21 protein-coding genes are annotated in these 19,077 nt (G+C 72.8%); 9 read left to right on the forward strand and 12 right to left on the reverse strand.

Going from position 1 to position 19,077, the window contains the following annotated elements; genetic code table 11:
- Positions 1-12: 12 nt before the first annotated feature.
- Together ACZ7L0_RS23800 and tuf are read right to left on the reverse strand one after the other, a co-directional pair.
- Positions 13-858, reverse strand: coding sequence for a spermidine synthase (locus ACZ7L0_RS23800; RefSeq protein ID WP_471244535.1), 846 nt, complete (start codon positions 856-858; stop codon positions 13-15).
- Between the two features lie 13 nt (positions 859-871).
- Entirely contained in the window at positions 872-2,041 is a 1,170-nt protein-coding gene (gene tuf / locus ACZ7L0_RS23805) for an elongation factor Tu (protein WP_471244536.1), read from the reverse strand.
- Between the two features lie 314 nt (positions 2,042-2,355).
- Here tuf and ACZ7L0_RS23810 point away from each other — a divergent pair, with 314 nt between their 5' ends.
- Positions 2,356-3,174, forward strand: coding sequence for a TVP38/TMEM64 family protein (locus ACZ7L0_RS23810; RefSeq protein WP_471244537.1), 819 nt, complete (start codon positions 2,356-2,358; stop codon positions 3,172-3,174).
- Between the two features lie 4 nt (positions 3,175-3,178).
- Here ACZ7L0_RS23810 and ACZ7L0_RS23815 read toward each other — a convergent pair whose 3' ends face one another.
- Positions 3,179-4,348, reverse strand: a complete 1,170-nt coding sequence (locus ACZ7L0_RS23815; protein ID WP_471244538.1) for a thiolase family protein — start codon at positions 4,346-4,348, stop codon at positions 3,179-3,181.
- Between the two features lie 92 nt (positions 4,349-4,440).
- Between ACZ7L0_RS23815 and ACZ7L0_RS23820 the strand changes: the two genes are divergently transcribed.
- A complete protein-coding gene (locus ACZ7L0_RS23820; protein ID WP_471244539.1) occupies positions 4,441-4,911 on the forward strand; it encodes a winged helix-turn-helix transcriptional regulator in 471 nt (156 codons plus the stop codon).
- Positions 4,912-4,927: 16 nt separating this feature from the next.
- Here the strand turns inward: ACZ7L0_RS23820 and ACZ7L0_RS23825 are convergent, their stop codons facing one another.
- The 3 genes from ACZ7L0_RS23825 to ACZ7L0_RS23835 are packed head-to-tail and all read right to left on the reverse strand — an operon-like array spanning position 4,928 to position 7,715.
- Positions 4,928-5,650 carry a cupin domain-containing protein gene (locus ACZ7L0_RS23825; RefSeq protein WP_471244540.1) on the reverse strand — a complete coding sequence of 241 codons (723 nt, stop codon included), beginning with the start codon at positions 5,648-5,650 and terminating at the stop codon, positions 4,928-4,930.
- Positions 5,644-6,570, reverse strand: a complete 927-nt coding sequence (locus tag ACZ7L0_RS23830; RefSeq protein WP_471244541.1) for a DUF6807 domain-containing protein — start codon at positions 6,568-6,570, stop codon at positions 5,644-5,646. The genes ACZ7L0_RS23825 and ACZ7L0_RS23830 overlap by 7 nt, the downstream gene beginning before the upstream one ends.
- Entirely contained in the window at positions 6,567-7,715 is a 1,149-nt protein-coding gene (locus ACZ7L0_RS23835; RefSeq protein WP_471244542.1) for a Gfo/Idh/MocA family protein, read from the reverse strand. The genes ACZ7L0_RS23830 and ACZ7L0_RS23835 overlap by 4 nt, the downstream gene beginning before the upstream one ends.
- A 235-nt stretch (positions 7,716-7,950) precedes the next feature.
- On the opposite strand from ACZ7L0_RS23835, the gene ACZ7L0_RS23840 reads away from it, so the two are divergent.
- Both ACZ7L0_RS23840 and ACZ7L0_RS23845 read left to right on the forward strand, forming a co-directional pair.
- Positions 7,951-8,826: an undecaprenyl-diphosphate phosphatase gene (locus tag ACZ7L0_RS23840; protein WP_471244543.1), complete on the forward strand. Its 876-nt coding sequence runs from the start codon at positions 7,951-7,953 to the stop codon at positions 8,824-8,826.
- Between the two features lie 94 nt (positions 8,827-8,920).
- Positions 8,921-9,100 (forward strand): hypothetical protein, encoded by a 180-nt coding sequence (locus ACZ7L0_RS23845; protein WP_471244544.1) that lies wholly within the window; start codon positions 8,921-8,923, stop codon positions 9,098-9,100.
- On the opposite strand, the gene ACZ7L0_RS23850 is transcribed toward ACZ7L0_RS23845, so the two are convergent.
- Entirely contained in the window at positions 9,101-9,772 is a 672-nt protein-coding gene (locus ACZ7L0_RS23850) for a DUF4291 domain-containing protein (RefSeq protein WP_471244545.1), read from the reverse strand.
- Between the two features lie 96 nt (positions 9,773-9,868).
- Between ACZ7L0_RS23850 and ACZ7L0_RS23855 the strand changes: the two genes are divergently transcribed.
- A complete protein-coding gene (locus ACZ7L0_RS23855) occupies positions 9,869-10,354 on the forward strand; it encodes a nuclear transport factor 2 family protein (RefSeq protein WP_471244546.1) in 486 nt (161 codons plus the stop codon).
- 151 nt (positions 10,355-10,505) lie between these two features.
- The gene (gene lnt, locus ACZ7L0_RS23860) at positions 10,506-12,092 is read left to right on the forward strand and encodes an apolipoprotein N-acyltransferase (RefSeq protein WP_471244547.1); all 1,587 of its coding nucleotides are present in this window, start codon (positions 10,506-10,508) and stop codon (positions 12,090-12,092) included.
- On the opposite strand, the gene ACZ7L0_RS23865 is transcribed toward lnt, so the two are convergent.
- Positions 12,007-12,921: a Gfo/Idh/MocA family protein gene (locus tag ACZ7L0_RS23865; RefSeq protein ID WP_471244548.1), complete on the reverse strand. Its 915-nt coding sequence runs from the start codon at positions 12,919-12,921 to the stop codon at positions 12,007-12,009. The two genes, lnt and ACZ7L0_RS23865, sit on opposite strands and share 86 nt — an antisense overlap.
- Positions 12,893-14,107 carry an FAD-dependent monooxygenase gene (locus ACZ7L0_RS23870; protein ID WP_471244549.1) on the reverse strand — a complete coding sequence of 405 codons (1,215 nt, stop codon included), beginning with the start codon at positions 14,105-14,107 and terminating at the stop codon, positions 12,893-12,895. The genes ACZ7L0_RS23865 and ACZ7L0_RS23870 overlap by 29 nt, the downstream gene beginning before the upstream one ends.
- A 97-nt stretch (positions 14,108-14,204) precedes the next feature.
- On the opposite strand from ACZ7L0_RS23870, the gene ACZ7L0_RS23875 reads away from it, so the two are divergent.
- From ACZ7L0_RS23875 to ACZ7L0_RS23885, 3 genes are all read left to right on the forward strand, one after another.
- Positions 14,205-14,795 carry a TetR/AcrR family transcriptional regulator gene (locus ACZ7L0_RS23875; protein ID WP_471244550.1) on the forward strand — a complete coding sequence of 197 codons (591 nt, stop codon included), beginning with the start codon at positions 14,205-14,207 and terminating at the stop codon, positions 14,793-14,795.
- A 56-nt stretch (positions 14,796-14,851) separates the two neighbouring features.
- Positions 14,852-15,364: a DinB family protein gene (locus ACZ7L0_RS23880; RefSeq protein ID WP_471244551.1), complete on the forward strand. Its 513-nt coding sequence runs from the start codon at positions 14,852-14,854 to the stop codon at positions 15,362-15,364.
- 107 nt (positions 15,365-15,471) lie between these two features.
- Positions 15,472-15,936, forward strand: coding sequence for a hypothetical protein (locus ACZ7L0_RS23885; RefSeq protein WP_471244552.1), 465 nt, complete (start codon positions 15,472-15,474; stop codon positions 15,934-15,936).
- Between the two features lie 21 nt (positions 15,937-15,957).
- Here ACZ7L0_RS23885 and ACZ7L0_RS23890 read toward each other — a convergent pair whose 3' ends face one another.
- The 3 genes from ACZ7L0_RS23890 to ACZ7L0_RS23900 form a co-directional block, all read right to left on the reverse strand.
- On the reverse strand, positions 15,958-16,482 hold the full coding sequence (locus tag ACZ7L0_RS23890; RefSeq protein ID WP_471244553.1) for a hypothetical protein: 525 nt from the start codon (positions 16,480-16,482) through the stop codon (positions 15,958-15,960).
- A 102-nt stretch (positions 16,483-16,584) separates the two neighbouring features.
- On the reverse strand, positions 16,585-17,268 hold the full coding sequence (gene ung / locus ACZ7L0_RS23895; RefSeq protein WP_471244554.1) for a uracil-DNA glycosylase: 684 nt from the start codon (positions 17,266-17,268) through the stop codon (positions 16,585-16,587).
- A gap of 91 nt (positions 17,269-17,359) precedes the next feature.
- Positions 17,360-18,937, reverse strand: coding sequence for an ABC transporter substrate-binding protein (locus ACZ7L0_RS23900; RefSeq protein ID WP_471244555.1), 1,578 nt, complete (start codon positions 18,935-18,937; stop codon positions 17,360-17,362).
- Positions 18,938-19,077: the final 140 nt, after the last annotated feature.

The raw sequence follows: 19,077 nt of genomic DNA on the forward strand, positions 1-19,077 counted from the left end.
CGATGTGACCGTTCAGCCGATGCCGAACGCCCCGTCGGGCGGGGCGGGCGACGGTACGGCGTCCTCGTCCCGCACCGGGGCGGCGGCGCCGGTGAACTCCCGCAGCGCCGTGCCGTGTTCCACCCGGGCCGGGAAGGCGTCGGAGGCGGTGCGCCGTGCCAGGGTGGCCGTGTCGAGGGTGTGGTGCGCCGCCACGAGCACGGCGTTGCCGAACCGGCGGCCGCGCAGCACCCCCGGCTCGGCGATCAGCGCCAGCTCCTCGAAGACGGCCGCGAAGGTGGCGAGTTGGGAGCGCAGGAAGGCGAACGGCGCGGCGTCGGCGAGGTTGGCCAGATAGACCCCGTCGGCACGCAGGACGCGGGCGGCCTCGCGGGCGTAGGCGAGCGAGGTGAGATGCGCGGGGACCCGGGATCCGCCGAAGACGTCGGCGATCAGCACGTCCGCCGAGCCGTCCGGGGCGGCCTCCAGCCAGGCCCGGGCGTCGGCGGTGTGCAGCGTGATGCCCGCGCCGTCCGGCAGCGGCAGGTGCTCGGCGACCAGCTCCAGCAGCCCCCGGTCGGCCTCCACGACGTCCTGCCGGGAGCCCGGCCGGGTCGCCGCGAGGTACCGGGGCAGGGTGAGCGCGCCGCCGCCGAGGTGCAGGACGTCCAGCGGACGCCCCGACTCGGCGACGGCGTCCAGGACGTACCCGAGCCGCCGCGCGTACTCGAACTCCAGATGCGTCGGCGCGTCCAGGTCGACGTACGACTGGGGCGCCCCGTCGACCGTGAGCAGCCACGCCCGCTCCCGGTCGACGTCCGGCATCAGCTTGGCCGTGCCGTGATCGACGACGCGGGAGACGGGTATGGCTTCACTCACCTTCCCATTGTGCCTACTCGACGGCGGTCACGGTGCCCGCCCCGACGGTCCGGCCACCCTCACGGACGGCGAAACCGAGCCCCGGCTCCAACGGCACCTCACGCCCCAGCTCCACGGTCATGGTCACCGTGTCCCCGGGCCGCGCCACCGCCACCTCCCCGAGGTCGACGTCCCCGACCACGTCCGCCGTGCGGATGTAGAACTGCGGCCGGTACCCGGTCGAGACGGGCGTCGTCCGCCCGCCCTCGCGCGCCGACAGCACGTACACCCGCGCCGAGAACCGGCGCCGGGGCAGGACGCTCCCCGGCGCGGCCACCACATGCCCGCGCCGGACGGCGTCCCTCGGCACCCCGCGCAGCAGCAGCGCCACGTTGTCCCCGGCCTGGGCCTCGTCCATCGGCTTGCCGAACGTCTCCAGCCCGGTCACCACGGTCTCCACGGAGGCGCCGAGCACCTCGACCCGGTCGCCGACCCGGATGGTGCCCCGCTCCACCGCACCCGTGACGACGGTCCCCCGCCCGGTGATGGTGAGCACGTTCTCCACCGGCAGCAGGAACGGCGCGTCCAGGTACCGCTCCGGCATGGGCACGTAGGTGTCCACCGCGTCGAGCAGCGCCTCGACGGAGGCCGTCCAGCGGGGGTCGCCCTCCAGCGCCCTGAGACCGGAGACCCGTACGACGGGGGCGGCGTCGCCGCCGTAGCCGTGCGTCGTGAGCAGGTCGCGGACCTCCAGCTCGACCAGGTCGGTGAGCTCCTCGTCGCCCGCGTCGGCCTTGTTGAGGGCGACGACGATGTGGTCCACGCCCACCTGCCGGGCGAGCAGTACGTGTTCGGCGGTCTGCGGCATGATCCCGTCGAGCGCGGAGACGACGAGGATCGCGCCGTCGAGCTGGGCGGCGCCGGTGACCATGTTCTTGACGTAGTCGGCATGGCCCGGCATGTCCACATGCGCGTAGTGCCGGGTGTCGGTCTCGTACTCGACGTGCGCGATGTTGATGGTGATGCCGCGCGCGGCCTCCTCCGGGGCGCGGTCGATGCGGTCGAAGGGCACGAACGTGCCGGTGCCGCGCTCGGCGAGGACCTTGGTGATGGCGGCGGTCAGGGTGGTCTTGCCGTGGTCGACGTGGCCCATCGTGCCGATGTTCAGGTGCGGTTTGGTGCGCACATACGCCGTCTTGGGCATGGCTGAGTACCTCGAAGCCTCTGCGTAGGAGAGATGGGGACCCCGAGGACCGGCCGACCCTCCCCCTGCGGGGTCCGCCGGACAATCCGGAGAGGGTCAGCTTCGGGCGCCGTCGACAGCGGCCAGGAGGATCGGAACGGCAGCCTTCGGGGCATCCGCGACGGCGGATGCTGCGAGAGGGAAGGCGTGCCGGAACATGACGCAGATCATTGCCGACGTGTTGTCCCACGTCGAATGGTTTTTCGTGGTTCGCTCACCGGCGACGGACAGGATCCATACGCCGATCACACACCTTCGTCGGTTACTGTCACCGGATGCTCGATGCCACCAACCGCTCTGGGGGCACCGCCACGGCCTCTCCCCGGGCCGCCGCCACGGAGCTCGCGCTCGCCGTCCCCGCGGCCGCGACCGTCCCGCCCCTTGCCACCGTCCCGTCCGTCCTGCCCGCCGCACCGGGTGGATTCGCCGCCCGCTGCACGCGCGCGCTGCTGTCGCCGTGGTCGCGGCTGTCGCTGCTCCTGGTGCTGCTCGCGGTCGCCGCGACGAGTGTGCTGCTGTTCGAGCCGCAGCGGCTGATCACGCACGGCTGGCCGCCGCAGCTCGGCGGGGCCGGCGCGGCGGCGGTGTTCGCCGCGGCGTACGGACTGTGCACGGTGGCCTTCGTGCCCCGGCCGCTGCTGAACCTGGCGGCGGGCGCCCTGTTCGGCTCCCAGTTGGGCCTCGGGACGGCGCTGACCGGCACCGTGCTCGGGGCCGGCGTCGCCTTCGGTCTGGGCCGGCTGCTCGGTCAGGACGCCCTGCGTCCGCTGCTGCGCGGGCGCTGGCTGAAGGCGGCCGACGGACAGCTCAGCAGGCACGGCTTCCGGTCGATGATGGTGGCGCGGCTCTTCCCGGGCGTGCCGTTCTGGGCGGCGAACTACTGCGCCGCCGTCTCCCGCATGGGCTGGCTGCCGTTCCTGCTGGCGACGGCGCTCGGCTCGGTCCCGAACACCGCCGCGTACGCCGTCGCCGGGGCCCGCGCCTCGTCGCCTACGTCACCCGCCTTCCTGGTGGCGATGGCCTGCATCGCCGCACCGGCCCTGGTGGGCACGGTGGTGGCCTGGCGCAAGCGCCACCACCTGCGCGCCGGGTGACCCGTCAGACGGCTTCCAGGATCATCGCGTTGGCGAGTCCGCCCGCCTCGCACATCGTCTGCAGGGCGTAGCGGGCGCCGCGTTCGCGCATCGCGTGGACGAGGGTCGTGGTGAGGCGGGTGCCGCTCGCGCCCAGCGGGTGGCCGAGGGCGATCGCGCCGCCGTGCACGTTGACCTTGGCGAGGTCGGCGCCGGTCTCCTGCTGCCAGGCCAGGACCACGCTGGAGAAGGCCTCGTTGACCTCGAACAGGTCGATGTCGCCGAGCGTGAGGTGGGCCCTGCGCAGCACCTTCTCGGTGGCCGGGATGACGCCGGTGAGCATCAGCAGCGGGTCGGACCCGGTGACGGCGAAGCTGTGCAGCCGGGCCAGCGGGCGCAGCCCGAGCCGCTGCGCGGTCTCGTCGGAGGTGATCAGCACCGCCGAGGCGCCGTCGTTGATCGGGCTGGCGTTGCCCGCCGTGACGTTCCACTCGATCTGCGGGAAGCGTTCGGCGAATCCGGGGTCGTGGTAGGCGGGCTTGAGTCCCGCGAGGGTCTCGGGGGTGCTGCCGGGCCGTACGCACTCGTCGCGGGAGACGCCGTCCAGGGGCGCGACCTCGGCGTCGAAGAGGCCCTTGTCCCAGGCCGCGGCGGCCTTCGTGTGCGAGGAGACCGCGAAGGCGTCCATCTGTTCGCGCGTGATGGACCACTTGGCGGCGATGAGTTCGGCGCTGATGCCCTGCGGGACGAGGCCCTCGGGATAGCGCTCGGCGACTCCGGGGCCGAAGGGGTCCTTGCCGGGCGGCACGTTCGACCACATCGGCACCCGGCTCATCGACTCCACGCCACAGGCGACGACGAGGTCGTAGGCGCCCGCCATGACGCCCTGGGCGGCGAAGTGCACGGCCTGCTGGGAGGAGCCGCACTGGCGGTCCACCGTGGTCGCCGGGACGGTCTCGGGCAGGCCCGCCGACAGGGCGGCGTAGCGGGTGGTGTTCATGGCCTGCTCGCCGACCTGGTCGACGGTGCCGCCGATGACGTCGTCGATCAGGGCCGGGTCGACACCGGAGCGCTCGACGAGGGTGCGCAGGGTGTGGGCGAGGAGCTCGACGGGGTGGACGTGCGCGAGGGCGCCGTTCGGCTTGCCCTTTCCGATCGGGGTGCGTACGGCTTCGACGATGACTGCGTCACGCATGTGCGGGCCTCCGCGGCTACTGGCGAGTAGGAAATCCAAACTCACCATAACGCCGCAGGTTGGAAAATCAAACCCTCACCTAGACTGGGCGCATGGCCGCCCCCAAAGATCCGCGCCCCTGCTCCATCGCCGACGCCCTGGCACTCGTCGGCGAGAAGTACTCCCTGCTCGTGCTGCGCGAGGTGTGTCTAGGCAACGGCCGCTTCGACCAGATGGTGCGCAACATCGGCGCCCCGCGCGACATCCTGGCCACCCGGCTGCGCCGGCTCGTGGACGCGGGGATCCTGGCCAAGCGCGCCTACAGCGAGCGCCCGCAGCGCTTCGAGTACCGGCCCACACAGGCGGGCCTCGAACTGGAGCCGGTCCTGATGACCCTCATGGCGTGGGGCGACCGCCATCTGCGCAAGAACGACGACCGCCCCATGGTGGTCGAGCACATCTGCGGCAACGAACTGGTCCCGGTCGTCACCTGCCGGGCCTGCGGCGAAGCGGTGCACCACGAGGACCTGACGGCCCACCCCCAGGCCGAGGGCTGGACGGTGTCGGGACCGACGGCGGCCTAGCCAGAACCTGCTGCCGTCAGGCGGGCCCCGGGTACACGTCGAGCCGCCCGCACATCCCGAACCTGCCGTACTCCGAGGGCTGTTCGGCCCGTACGGCGGCACCGGCCAGGTGGGACACGTCCCCGCCCTCCAGCTGGTCGAGCTGCTCCCCCGTCGCCGCGGCGGCGGCCCGCGCACCGCGCCGCCAGCGCTCGCGCCACTCGGCGATCCGGGGCCGTACGAGCGCGGCGGCGGCCCGGTGGAAGGCGGCCAGCGCCTCGGGGCCGGCGGCCTCGCGCAGCGCCCGGTACCCCGCCAGCGCGAGGTCGCGCCGGGCGCGGGCGATCCGCTCCCGCTCCTCCTGCGGCGCGTCGGCCGGAACGGCGGTCGCGGCGGCGTAGGTCTCCGGATCGGTCAGGTACTCCGGGGGCAGCGTGAGCACCGCGTCGCCCGCCTCGGGCAGCCCGCTGTTCTGCATCAGGACGGTGATGCGCAGGTCGTCCTCGTTGACCAGCCGGTGCACGGTGCCCGGCGTGAACCAGGCAACCGTGCCGGGCGCGAGGGGCGTGACCTCGTACCCGGACGTCGTGAGCGTCTGCACCGCGCCCCGCCCGCCGGTGACCACGTACGCCTCCGAACAGGCCAGGTGCAGATGGGGGGTTCCGCCGCGGACGCCGTCGGCGGCGGGCCAGTCGTAGACGCACAGCCGGGAGACGGCGACGCCGCCCGGCAGGCCCGTGAACTCCCCGGCGTTCACCATGGGTGCGCCTCCAGGTACTTGGCGATCTCCTCCCGCTCCCAGGTCCGGTCCGCCACGACGACCCGGTAGCGGCGGCGCAGGGTGTCGCCGGGGGCCAGTTCCAGCTCGTCGAAGAAGGCCCAGGAGGGGGCGACGGCGGCGAACGGCTCGTTGCGCACGAACCAGTGGGCGGGGTGGGCGCCGCCGGCACCGGAGTGGTCGTTCTCGGGGGCGTGCGCGAACACCAGGGTCGCGTGGCCGTCGACGCCGTCGTGCTCACCGGAGAAGGCCAGCCAGGGGGCCTGCTCCCCCATCAGGCCGGGGCCCTCGGCGTCGGGACCGGTGATCCGGCCGTCCCGGAAGGCCCGCGGACCGCGCCAGAACAGGCCGGTGTAGCCCGCCATCTCCCGCCCCGCCGTGGTCGGACTGCCGAAGCGCAGCGGCTCGTCCCGCCGGTTGGTGACGGCGCTGGTCCAGGTCAGCGCCCAGGAGCGCGACTCGGGGTCGACGTCGTGCACCTCGATCCGGCGCTCCTCCTCGGCCCACAGTTCACCGCTGTACGGGTGCCAGGTCAGCCGTTGCGCGATCACGACCCGGTCGTCGTGCGCGGCGACCTCGTCGAAGGCGACGTGCGCCATCGAGCCGACCCGCTCCGGGAGTTCGAGATAGCCCTCGCCGTGGACGTACGAGTTGCCGCCCCACAGGTTGGCACCCGACAGGTGCGAGGCGGTCAACGACAGGCCCTTGTGCCAGCGGTGGTCGTTGGGCCGGTAGTCGGTGACCACCTCCCCCGCCAGGGTCCTCAGCGGATGGAGGTACGGCTTCGGGGCCTCCCACGCGGCCTCGGGCCGGTAGACGTAGGCGAGGAGTTCGACGCCGGTGACGGGCTCGGTGATCGTGACCCGGTCACCGTGGGCGTGGACGACACGCAGTCCGGTCATGCGGACACCTCCTCCGCCACGACGGGTGCCCAGCCGGGCGCGTTCCCGTGCATCGCCGTGTAGAAGGGGTCGCCGGGGCCGATCTCGCCGGCCTTCACCGTGGTGTCCGTGAACGCCGACTTGTACAGCGCGGTGATCAGCTCCAGGCTGTTGCGCCCGTCCGCCCCGCTGCTGCGCGGCCGCTGCCCGGTACGCATGCTCGCGACCAGCTCCCGCAGCTGCTCCAGGTGCGAGCTGGGCACGTCGGGACCGAAGTCCTGCCAGGCCGCCGCCTGATCCGCCGGTACGCCGGGGGCCGCGGTGATGCGCCAGTCGGCGTTGCCGTGGCCGTAGAGGTGGGTGAGCTCGACGGTGGCGCGCTCGCAGTCGACGCGGATGCGGCTGACCTCGTCCGGACTGAGGACGCTGTTCACGACCGTCGCCAGCGCTCCGCTCTCGAAGCGGACCAGTGCCGTCGAGACGTCCTCGGTCTCCACGTCGTGGACCAGCCGTCCGGCCATGGCGCGCACCTCGCTCCACGGGCCGAGCAGGTCGAGGAGCAGGTCCATCTGGTGGATGCCGTGCCCCATGGCGGGGCCGCCGCCCTCGGTGTGCCAGCGGCCCCGCCAGGGCACGGAGTAGTAGGCGGTGTCCCGGTACCAGGTGGTCTGGCAGTGCGCCACCAGCGGGCGCCCCATCGCCCGCTCGGCGAGCAGCCCGCGCACGTGCCGGGCGCCGGAGCCGAAGCGGTGCTGGAAGACGATCGCCGCGTACGGGCCGCCGTCGGCGCCCTCCTCGGCCTCGATCGCGTCGAAGTCGGCGAGCGTGGGCACCGGCGGCTTCTCGCACCACACCCAGGCCCCGGCGCGCAGCGCGGCCACGGTCTGCTCGCGGTGCAGTGTCGGCGGGGTGCAGATGGAGACCAGGTCGGGCCGCTGTTCCTCCAGCATCCGGTCCAGGTCGGTGTAGGCGTGCGGGATGCCGGCCTCGGCGCGCATGGCCTCGACGGCGTCCGCGTCGACGTCGACGGCGGCGACGACCTCCGTCTCGCCCTCCTCGGCGAGCCGCGCCAGTGCGGGCAGGTGCGAACCGCGCCCGATGGCGCCGGCGCCGACGACGGCGGCCCGGATACGCCGGCCGGTGAGCGGGGGTGTGGGGCGGGGCATGGGCGTGATCAGCACTCCTCCGGGTACGGCGGGCGCGCGCAGACAGGTACAGCAAGCGCTTACTCCATCGCCGCAACGTATGCGGCACCCCTGTGACCGGTCAACACCTCCGGCCCCGCGCCCCCTGGTGAACCCCTGTGTCCGGCCTGTCACCGCGGGACGATACGCTGCCCCTCGCGACACAAGATCGCCACCAACCCCCCAGGCCTTCTCAGCACTTGGACGCCATACCTCCATGTCTTGGTTTGAATCCCTCGTCCTCGGACTCGTCCAGGGGCTGACCGAGTTCCTCCCCGTCTCCTCCAGCGCGCATCTGCGGCTGACCGCTGCCTTCTCCGGCTGGGAGGACCCGGGCGCGGCCTTCACGGCGATCACCCAGATCGGCACCGAGGCCGCGGTGCTGATCTACTTCCGCAAGGACATCGGGCGGATCATCTCGTCCTGGTTCCGGTCGCTGGCCGACAAGGAGATGCGCCGGAACCGCGACGCCCAGATGGGCTGGCTGGTGATCGTCGGCTCCATACCCATCGGGGTCCTGGGCGTGACGCTCAAGGACCAGATCGAGGGGCCCTTCCGCGATCTGCGGGTCACCGCGACCATGCTGATCGTCGTCGGCGTGGTCATCGGCATCGCCGACCGGCTGGCGGCGCGCGACGAGACGGGCGGGCGGCACCGGACGCCCAAGCAGCGCAAGACCCTGGAGAACCTCAGCGTCAAGGACGGCCTGATCTTCGGCCTCTGCCAGGCCTGCGCCCTCGTCCCGGGGGTCTCCCGCTCCGGTGCGACGATCAGCGGCGGCCTGTTCATGGGCTACAAGCGCGAGGCTGCCGCCCGGTACTCCTTCCTGCTCGCCATTCCGGCGGTGCTCGCCTCCGGGGCGTTCGAGGTGAAGGACGCGCTGGGCACCGGACACGTGGCGTGGGGGCCGACGCTGTTCGCCACGGTGATCGCCTTCGGGTCGGGGTACGCGGTGATCGCCTGGTTCATGAAGTTCATCTCGTCGAAGAGCTTCATGCCGTTCGTCTGGTACCGCGTCGTCCTCGGCATCGTCATCATCGCCCTGGTCACGGCGGGCGCGCTGAGCCCGCACGCGGCCGAGTCGGCGAGCTGAGACCACGGTCCCGGCCGGGGCCGTGACCAAGCCCATACGGTTTGCGTAGCGATGCGGTAGCGCAGTGTCAGTGCTTGCCCCTAGGCTTGTCCGCGTGTCCCCCCAATCCATGACCCCTGGTTCCGTGCGGTCTGCTGCCGAGGTGAACGAGCAGATCCGCGCGCTGTGGCGGCGTGCGGGCGGGTCCCTCTCGGAGCAGGAGCGGGCGGAGTACGAGCTGTTGGTGATCGAGTGGGCCGAGGCGATCCGGGACGGGATCGCCGAGGCGGCCTGACTACGACCGCAGATGGGCCAGCACGTCGTCGGCCACCGGATACGGCCGCTCCACGGGCAGCAGCCCGGCCGCCCGGTCCAGTTCTCCGGCGCGCACCAGTGAGTGGACCTCCGTGGCGAGCGGTGTCACGTCCTCGATGCCGACGATCCACTCGTCCGCGTACCGCTGCGTCGCCTCCCCGGCGAGCCCCAGTTGCAGCGACCGGTACGGCAGCGGGTTGAGCCGCAGGTCCCGCTCCGGATCCCACTGCACGCGCGCGGGGGCCCGCCTCAGCTCGCGCTTCCAGGCGGCCTGGTCGTCGTGCAGGCCGGGCGCGTAGTGGGACAGGCAGCCGTGACGCAGCGCCCACTCGAAGCCCTCGCGGGTGATCTCGACGGCCAGGACGGTCTCCTGTCCCTCCTTGGTGCCCCAGCCGCAGCGGTACATCATCCACAGGAACGACGGCTTGATCCAGGTCATGCGGTCGCGCTTCCACGAGGAGGGGAAGCGGCCGGTGCGGGCCGCCGGCCGGCCGATCTCCGGGCGGTAGGCCTGGTAGACGGTGAGCGTGGACTCCGTGTGGCGGGCGCGGACGCGGTGTCTCGGTTCCTGTTCGACCGATGGTTCGGCCGACGGTTCGACCGAGGGTTCGGGCGCCGGTCGGTCCGGCTGAGCGTTCAACTGATCGTTCACGGGAACAGCGTCCGTCGTCGACCCGGCCCGGCACCACCGAATATCCCCTCCCGCACGCCTCTTGGCTCCGCCCGCCGCGTGCCCAACACTGTGCCGATGACGCAGCGTGTGGAGCTCGCGACCGTGATGGACCGGCTGGCCGTCGACGGGCTGGTGACCGACTACGCGGTGGCCGTGGACGACGGCGACTGGGCGGCGTACCGGGGGCTGTTCACGGCGGACGGACGGGCCGACTACCGTTCCGCCGGTGGCATCGAGGGGGACGTGGGGCAGGTCGCGGGGTGGCTCGCGGAGAGTCTGGGGCTGTTCTCGATGCGGCAGCATCTGATCGTCAACCGCCGGGTGACGTTCGGCGTCCTGGAGCAGGACACCGGGGACACCGCCCGGGTGGGGGCCGACTACGTCAACCCGATGCGGTTCGCCGGCGGTGACGGCGGTTCCACCGTCCCGGACCTGGTGTGCGGCGGCCGGTACTCCTTCGCGCTGCTGCGCACGCCCGAGGGATGGCGGCTGCGCGAGGTGGTCGTCCAGGAGAAGTGGCGCCACCTGCCGGACCCGAGCCCGGCGCGTGCGACGGGGTGAGCCCGGGCCCGAGCCCCGGCCGGGCCCCGCCGTCGCCGCCGGGGCCGTCCGCGATGCCCTGTCCGGGATCCCGGTGCGGCGCGCACACTGGAACCACTCACCGGGAAATCGGCGTGCACATGCTGGCGCTCGCGGGGTAGAGAGGCGACGTATGAATACGTTCGACCGCTGGCTCGCCTCCCGGTGGCGGCGCTCCGCCGCCGCCGTGCTCGCGGGTGCCCTGCCCGTCTTCGCCTTCCCCGCGCCGTCGCTGTGGTGGTTCGCGTACGTCGCGCTGGTCCCGTGGATCCTGCTCGCCCGCACCGCGCCGACCGCACGGCGGGCGGTGTACGACGGCTGGTGCGGCGGGTTCGGGTTCATGGTGGCGGTGCACCACTGGCTGCTGCCGAGCCTGCACGTGTTCATCTTCCTGCTGGCCGCGCTGCTCGGTGCGCTCTGGGCGCCGTGGGGCCTGCTGGTGCGCCGGTTCCTGGGTGACCGGCCGGCCGGCGGGGGCGCGCCCGGACCGGGCCGGGGCGTGGCGGCGCTGCTGGTGCTGCCGTCGTGCTGGCTGGGGGTGGAGCTGGTCCGCTCCTGGCAGGGGCTGGGCGGCCCCTGGGGCATGCTGGGTGCCACCCAGTGGCAGGTGGCCCCGGCGCTGCGGCTCGCCTCGGTGGGCGGGGTGTGGCTGCTGAGCTTCCTGGTGGTGGCGGTGAACGTGGCGGTCGCCGTGCTGGTGTCGGTGCGCGAGTCCCGGGTGCCCGCCGTGGCCGCGCTGGTCGCCACCGCCGCCGCGACCTCGGCGGCCTGGATGTGGTCACCGCGGCCCGACGTGGACGGCCGGGTCCGGATCGCGGTCGTCCAGCCCGGCGTGATCGCCGGCCCGGACAGGCGCTTCGACCGCGAGGAGGAGCTCACCCGGCGGCTCGCCGGCCAGGGCGTCGACCTGGTGGTGTGGGGCGAGAGCAGTGTCGGCTACGACCTCGACGACCGTCCGGATCTGACCCGTCGGCTGGCGGCGCTGTCCCGCGAGACCGGCGCCGACGTCCTGGTCAACGTGGACGCCCGGCGCGCCGACCGGCCCGGCATCTACAAGAGCTCGGTCCTGATCGGCCCGGACGGGGCGACCGGCGACCGGTACGACAAGATGCGGCTCGTCCCGTTCGGCGAGTACATACCCGCCCGCTCGCTGCTCGGCTGGGTCACCTCGTTCGGCAAGGCGGCGGGCGAGGACCGGCGGCGCGGCAACGGGCAGGTGGTGATGAACGTCGGGCACGGGCTGCGCGTCGGCCCGCTGGTGTGCTTCGAGACCGCGTTCCCCGACATGAGCCGCCATCTCGCCGAGGACGGCGCGGACATCCTGCTCGGCCAGTCGTCGACGTCCTCGTTCCAGGACAGCTGGGCGCCCGCCCAGCACGCCTCGCTGGGCGCGCTGCGGGCCGCCGAGACCGGCCGCCCGATGGTGCACGCGACGCTGACCGGCGTCTCCGCGGTCTACGGCCCGGGCGGGCAGCGCGTCGGCCCGTGGCTGGGCACGGACGCCAGCACTACTCGCGTGTACGACGTACCGCTGGCGCACGGCGTGACCCCGTACGTCCGCTACGGCGACTGGCCGGTGCACGGCGCCCTGCTGGTGCTGGCCGCGCTGTGCGCGAGCGAGGGCGTGCGGGCCGTCAGGCGGCGCCGGACGAGCGCTCCAGAACCGCACGCACCACCCGCTCGCACAGTGCGTGGGTCGCCAGTGCGTCCCGGGCGCTGAGCACCTTGCCCGCGCGCACCGCGTCGAGGAACGCGAGCGCCGCCTGCTCGATGCCGCGCTGCCGGGCGACCGGCACCCAGTCACCGCGCCGCCGCACCGTCGGCTGGCCCTTGTGGTCGATTATCTCGGCGAGGTTGACCACCTGGCGCTTGGTGTCCTGCCCGGAGACCTCGAGGATCTCCTCCGCCGAGCCGCTGAGCCGGTTCATCACGCCGAGCGCGGTGAAGCCGTCCCCGGCGAGTTGCAGGACCACGTGGTGCAGCAGGCCGTTCTCCACCCGGGCCCGCACGGTCACGTCGTCGACCGGACCGGGCGCCAGGAAACGCAGGGTGTCCACGACGTGGATGAAGTCGTCGAGGACCAGCGAGCGCGGTTCCTCCGGCAGCCCGATCCGGTTCTTCTGCATCAGGATCAGCTCGCGCGGGTGGTCGGCGCACTGCGCGTACCCGGGGGCGTACCGCCGGTTGAAGCCGACGGCGAGCGAGACGTTGCGCCGCTCGGCGAGCTTCACCAGCCGTTCGGACTCGGCGAGTTCGTAGGCCAGCGGCTTGTCGACGTACGTCGGCACGCCCGCCTCCAGCAGCCGCGTGACGATCTCGGGGTGCGTGACGGTGGGCGCGTGCACGAAGGCGGCGTCGAGATCCTGGGCGAGCAGCGCGTCCAGGGTGGGGTGCCGGCGGTCGGCCGGGAGATGGAGGCCGTCGGCGACCCGGGCGAGGGTGGCGGGCGTACGCGTGTGCAGGTGGAGGTCGATGCCCGGCCGCGTGCCCAGCACCGGCAGGTAGGCCTTCCGCGCGATGTCACCGAGTCCGATGCAGCCGACCTTCACGTGTGCTCCCCTGGTGGTTGCCCGCCGGTGTCCTTCCCGCAGCATACGGGGGCCGCCAGTCGGCGATCCCGTCGAAGCTGCGCAGGAACAGCGCCGGTCCGGCCTTCGACAGGGCGGCGATCGCGGTGTCGCGTACGGCGACGGCGGCGCGGCTCCCGGTCATGCTCAGGCGGGCGGTCCGGACGGCCTGCCGGGCGATGGCGGTGGTCCGGGGCAGCCGTGCCGCCGTGTAGGCGGGCAGGTCGCCCGCGTGGAAGGCGAGGACGACGGCGTCCTCGACGGCCTGGTTGCCGCCCTGGCCGAGGGTCGGCGGCATGGCGTGCGCGGCGTCGCCCAGGAGGGCGGTCCGGCCGCGGTGGAAGGCGGGCAGTGGCTCGGATAGGTGGTGGACGTCGTGGCGGAGCACGTCCTCGGGGCGGGCGGCGGCGATGACGGCCGGGATCGGGTCGTGCCAGTCGCCGAACCGGCGCAGCAGCTCGGCCCGCTCGTCGTCCCGGGCGCGCTCCCCGGCGGGGGCCGTGCCGGCGGCGTACGCGTACACCCGGCCGTCCTTGAGGGGGTGCGTGCCCCACAGGCCGCCCCGGCCCCAGGTCTCGTGCGAGGCGAACCGGGCGCCGGGTACCGGAATCACGACCCGCCACGTGGTGAACCCGGAGTACACCGGCCCCGGATGCGCGGGGAACAGCAGGCCCCGGGTGCGGGAGCGGACGCCGTCCGCGGCCACCACCAGCTCGGCCTCCATCTCGTCGCCGGAGGTGGTGACGCGGGCCGGACGGTCGCCTTCGCCGGGGTCGGCGAGGGTCGCGGAGGCTTCGGTGCGGACGGCGCCGGGCGGGAGCAGGGCGGCGAGGCTGCTGATCAGGGTGGCCCGGTGCAGCAGTACGAGAGGGCCGCCGAAGCGGGCGGCGGCGGCCTCGGCGCTGGAACGGGAGAGCCAGCGTCCGCGCGGGGTGCGCAGTCCCCCGTGGCCCTGCCAGGCGGCCAGGTCGCGGATCTCCTCCCCGATGCCGAGGACGTCCAGGGCGCGCAGCGCGTTCGGGGCCAGCGAGATGGCCGCGCCGACCGGTTCCAGGGAGCGGGCCCGCTCCAGCACCGTGACCCGCCATCCCCGCTGGTGCAGGGCCGCCGCGGCGGTCAGGCCTCCGATGCCGCCCCCGATGACGACGGCGCGCGACGACTGTGCCATGGCTCCTCCTCAGGCGCGGCGAACCGCGCACTACAACTGTAGTGAAGCAGTGCCTCGACAGTACTACAGACGTAGTTCGGCGGGTAGGTTGTCCCGCATGTCCGTACACACGCCGAGCGCCTCCCGCGCCGACCTCGTCGCCGACACCGCCCTCGCCCTGCTCGCCGAACGCGGCATGCGCGGGCTGACGCACCGGGCCGTCGACGAGGCGGCGGGGCTGCCGCAGGGCTCCACGTCGAACCTGGCGCGCACCCGGCAGGCACTGCTGGAGCTGGCGGTGCGCCGGCACGCCGAACGGGAGGCGCGGGTGCTCGCCCTGGAGGAGATGCCCGACCCGCACGGCGGGACGGACGCGCTCGCGGACGCCCTGGCCCTGGCCACCCACCGCTCGATCACCCGCGACCGCGACCTGCTCGTCGCCCGCTACGAACTGGCCCTGGAGGCGACCCGCCGCCCCGAACTGCGCGCCTTCTACGACCGGACGGGCGCCGTCTTCCGCGACCGGCTCACCGCCATGCTCACCGCCGCGGGCTCGACCGACCCCGCCCGGCACGTGCTGTCGCTGGTCGCCTGGGCGGACGGGCTGATGTTCTCGTGCGTGGCCGGGTCGTTCGGCGCGGCGGTGCCGAGCCTGGACGAGGTGCGGGCGGGAGTGCGGGAGCTGCTGCGCGGGATGCTCGGCGGCTGACCCGCGGCAGCGGAAAACCCCTCGTGGAAAGCGGCGCCCTGGGCGAGGATGCGGGCATGACGATCGAGCGGGAAGAGCCCGCCCAGGACGCCGGTGAACGCACCATGCTGGAGGGCTGGCTGGACTACCACCGCCGGACCCTGGCCTGGAAGTGCGAGGGCCTCACCGACGACCAGCTGCGGACCGCGTCGGTGGAGCCGTCCGAGCTGTCGCTCCTGGGTCTGGTGCGGCACATGGCGGAGGTGGAGCGGTTCTGGTTCCACGAGGTGCTGCTGGGCGAGGATCCCGGCGTGCTCTACTGCACCGAGGAGGACCCGGACGGCGACTTCCACTTCACCGAGGCGGACACCTGGGAGGAGGCGTACGCGGCCTGGCAGGCCGGGATCGAGACGGCCCGGCGGCACACCGCGGACCTCACGCTCGACGACTTCTCCAAGGGCCTGGGCAGGTCCACCGGCCGGCCCTTCAACCTCCGCTGGATCTACACCCACATGATCGAGGAGTACGCCCGCCACAACGGCCATGCCGACCTGCTCCGTGAGCGCGTGGACGGCGCCACCGGCGACTGACGTCACCTCGGGCACGCCCAAGCCCCCCGAACGGGGTGCGAGTTCACCCGTGCGGGGCATGATCCGCTCCGGAGCCGTTTCCAAGGCGAGCGCCGACCAGCAGAGTGATGCGGGTGCATCGAACGACGACCACCGCAGCGCTCCTGGCCACCGTGGCCGTCTCGGCCCTCTCCGGCTGTGTGACGGTCCAGGGCACGCCGACGCCCGGCCCGCCGCCGGATGCGGTGCCGTCGCAGACGTCGCTGCCCCGGCTGGACGGCAGTGCCCGGCCGAGGGCCGTGCAGGCACCGGCCCGGGAGGCGCTGGAGAGGGTGGGCCCGACCCGTCACCCGCGGCACCCCGCGACCCACCACCCGGCGGCCCCACCGGCCCCCCGGCAGCCGCCACCCCCCGCCGCGCGCCCGCACCCCCGCCCGCATCGAGGGCAACCGGAGCAGCCGCGCGTCGACATCCCCGACGTCTCCGCGTCCGTACCGAAGAACCCGGACGTGTGCGCCCTGGGAAAGAAGTACGGCCACTGGCGCCCCGACAGCCCGGAGGCGGTCATCTGCCGGCAGACGTACGGACGCTGACCCGGCCGGGAACCGGCACCGTCACGTCGGCCGCTGCCTCGGCGGGCCCCACGGTTCTCCGCCGGAGGGGCCCTCCTGCCCCAGGCGCAGTTCCAGTCGGCTGATCGCCGCCCGTACGCCGTCCCCGTAGCGGTCGTCGACGAGTGCTCCGGCCGCTCCACGGGCCCAGCGGAGGTGGGTGCGGGCGGCGTCGGAGTGGCCCAGCTTCAGGTAGTCGGCGGCGAGGTTGAGATGCAGGCTGGGGTAGAAGGCGCGGACCGCGGCGGGGCCCTCGTCCCCGTCCGCGCGGTCCTGCGCCAGCTCGTCGGCCGCCGACAACGCCCGCAGATCCCAGGCCAGTTCGTCGGAGGGGTCGTCCTGGGTGTCGGCCAGGTAGTGGGCCAGCGTGCAGCGGTGGAGCGGGTCCCCGTCCTCCCCCAGCTCCGCCCACAGGGCCAGGAACCGGCGCCGGGCCTCCTCGCGGTCCCCGCCGTGATGCAGCATCACGACCTGCCCGATCCGCGTCAGCACGGCGTCCGGCGCCGCCTGCTCCTGTCGCTCCGCCACCGCGTCCTCCGGGCACTAGGGGCCTGTCTGCGACGACGCTAACCGGCGGCACCGGCAATCCCGGTCAGGCGGCCCCGTACGACACGGGACCGCCTGGGGTGGTCAGCCGAGGCTGGGGATCGTCCAGTCGACCGGCGCGTGGCCCTGCGCGGCGACGGCCTCGTTGATCTGGGTGAACGGCCGGGAGCCGAAGAACTTCTTGGCGGACAGCGGAGAGGGGTGCGCGCCCTTGACCACGGCGTGCCGCTCGGCGTCGATCAGCGGGAGCTTCTTCTGCGCGTAGTTGCCCCACAGCACGAAGACCGCCGGGTCGGGCCGGTCGGCCACCGCGCGGATCACCGCGTCGGTGAACCGCTCCCAGCCCCGGCCCTTGTGCGAGTTGGCCTCGCCGCCCCGGACCGTGAGCACCGCGTTCAGCAGCAGGACGCCCTGCTGGGCCCACGGCATCAGATAGCCGTTGTCCGGGATCGGCGTGCCCAGCTCCTCGTGCATCTCCTTGTAGATGTTGCGCAGCGACGGCGGGATCCGCACCCCGGGCCGCACCGAGAAGCACAGGCCGTGACCCTGACCCTCGCCGTGGTACGGGTCCTGCCCCAGGATGAGGACCTTCACCTTGTCGTACGGCGTGGCGTCCAGCGCGGCGAAGACCTCCTCGCGCGGCGGGTGGACGGGGCCCTTCGCCCGCTCCTCCTCGACGAACTCCGTCAGCTCCTTGAAGTAGGGCTGCTGCAGCTCGTCGCCCAGAACCCCGCGCCAGGACTCGGGCAGCATGGCGATGTCGGTCACGTCAACGTCCTCACGATGTGCGGTCACTTGCAGGTCACTGAACCTACAGGCGACCACTGACAACGGGCCCGGGCCTGTGGAAACCGCCCGGCTACCAGCTGGTCTTCCGGTGCAGCTCCCACATCATCATGATCGTCGAGGGGTCCAGCGCCTGTTCGCCGCCGGAGACGTCGTCGGTGGCCGCCACGTACTGGCGGCCCTGCCACAGCGGCAGCAGCCGGACGTCGTTCACCAGGATCTGCTGCGCCTGCTCGAACTCCTTCACCACCTTGGCGCGGTCGCTCTCACCGCGCGACTCGGGCAGCAGCTCCTTGGTGATCTTCGGCGCCGGGTAGGGCGTACCGAGTGCGTTCTGCTCGCCCACGAACGGGGCGATGAAGTTGTCCGCGTCGGGGAAGTCGGGGAACCAGCCGCGGCCGAAGACCGGGTACTCGCCCTTCTGGTAGCCGAGCACGTACGTCTTCCACGGGCGGCTCTTGAGGGTGATCGTGAACAGGCCGGAGTCGTCGAGCTGGCTCTTGAGCTCCTGGAACTCCTTGGCGGTCTCCGAGCCGTAGCGGTCGGTGGTGTACCAGAAGGTGAGCGGGACGCGCTGGGTGATGCCGGCCTTGGAGAGGATGGCGCGGGCCTTGGAGACGCTGGGGTCGCCGTAGTCGTCGAAGAAGCCGGTGGTGTGGCCGGTCAGGCCCTTGGGGACCATGGAGTACAGCGGGTCCACGGTGTCCTTGTACACCTTGTGCGCGATCGCCGCCCGGTCGACGAGCTGCGCGATGGCCTTGCGGACGGCGGGGTTCTTGGCCCAGGGGTCCTTGGGGTTGAACACCAGGTAGCTGATGTCCGTGCCGGCGCCGTCCACCAGCTGGAGGTCGGTGGAGTTGCGGCGCTGCAGGGCGACGATGTCGTCGGCGGCGAGGCCGCGGTAGGTGACGTCGATCTGCCCGTCCTTGAGCGCCTCGACCATGCTCGCGGAGCCCTGGAAGTAGCGGATGGTCACGGCGTCGTTCCGGCGGTCGGCGAAGCCCTGGTAATTGTCGTTGCGGACCAGTACGGCCTTCTTGCCCTCGTCGTACGACTGGAGTTTATAGGGCCCGGACCCGAAGACCTTGCCGTCCTTGCGCAGTGACCTGGCGGGGTAGTCGTCGGGGTCGACGATGGACATGGCGGGCGTGGCGAGCACGAAGGGGAAGGTGGCGTCGGCCTTGTTGAGGTGGAAGACGATTTCGCGGTCGCCCTCGGTCTGCACCTTGTCGAGGCTGCCGAGCAGCCCGGCGGGGCCACTGACCGCGTTGATGGTGCGGATGCGGTCGATGGAGTGCTTGACGGCCTGCGCGGTCAGCGGGTCGCCGTCCGCGAACTTCATGCCGGAGCGCAGCTCGCAGCGGTAGGTGCGGTTCGTCGCGTCGGTGAAGCCGCAGCTCTTCGCGGCGTCGGGCTGCGGGGTGGTGGCGCCGTTGGGATAGGCGAGGAGCGTCTGGTAGATGTTGCGGAACAGCTCCCAGGAGCCGTCCCAGGACGCGGCGGGGTCCAGCGTGCTGGGGGCACTCGTGGTCCCCACGACGATCGGGCCTCCGCTGCTCGAATCACCGTCGGAGAAGACACCGCACCCCGCCACCAGGCCTATGGACGCGACCGCCGCCACTCGACGTAGGCATCGCTTCCGGTTGAACACGCGCACGCTCCTCGATCTGCCATACCAAGGGTCGGCAGACCATACCGCAGCGTCACGCCCCGCGAACCACCCTGGTCACAGGCTGCTTGATCAACTGTGCTATGACGACGTTGTCATTCCGCTGTGCGGATCCCGTACCA

This window comes from Streptomyces sp. NPDC039424 (assembly GCF_055639495.1).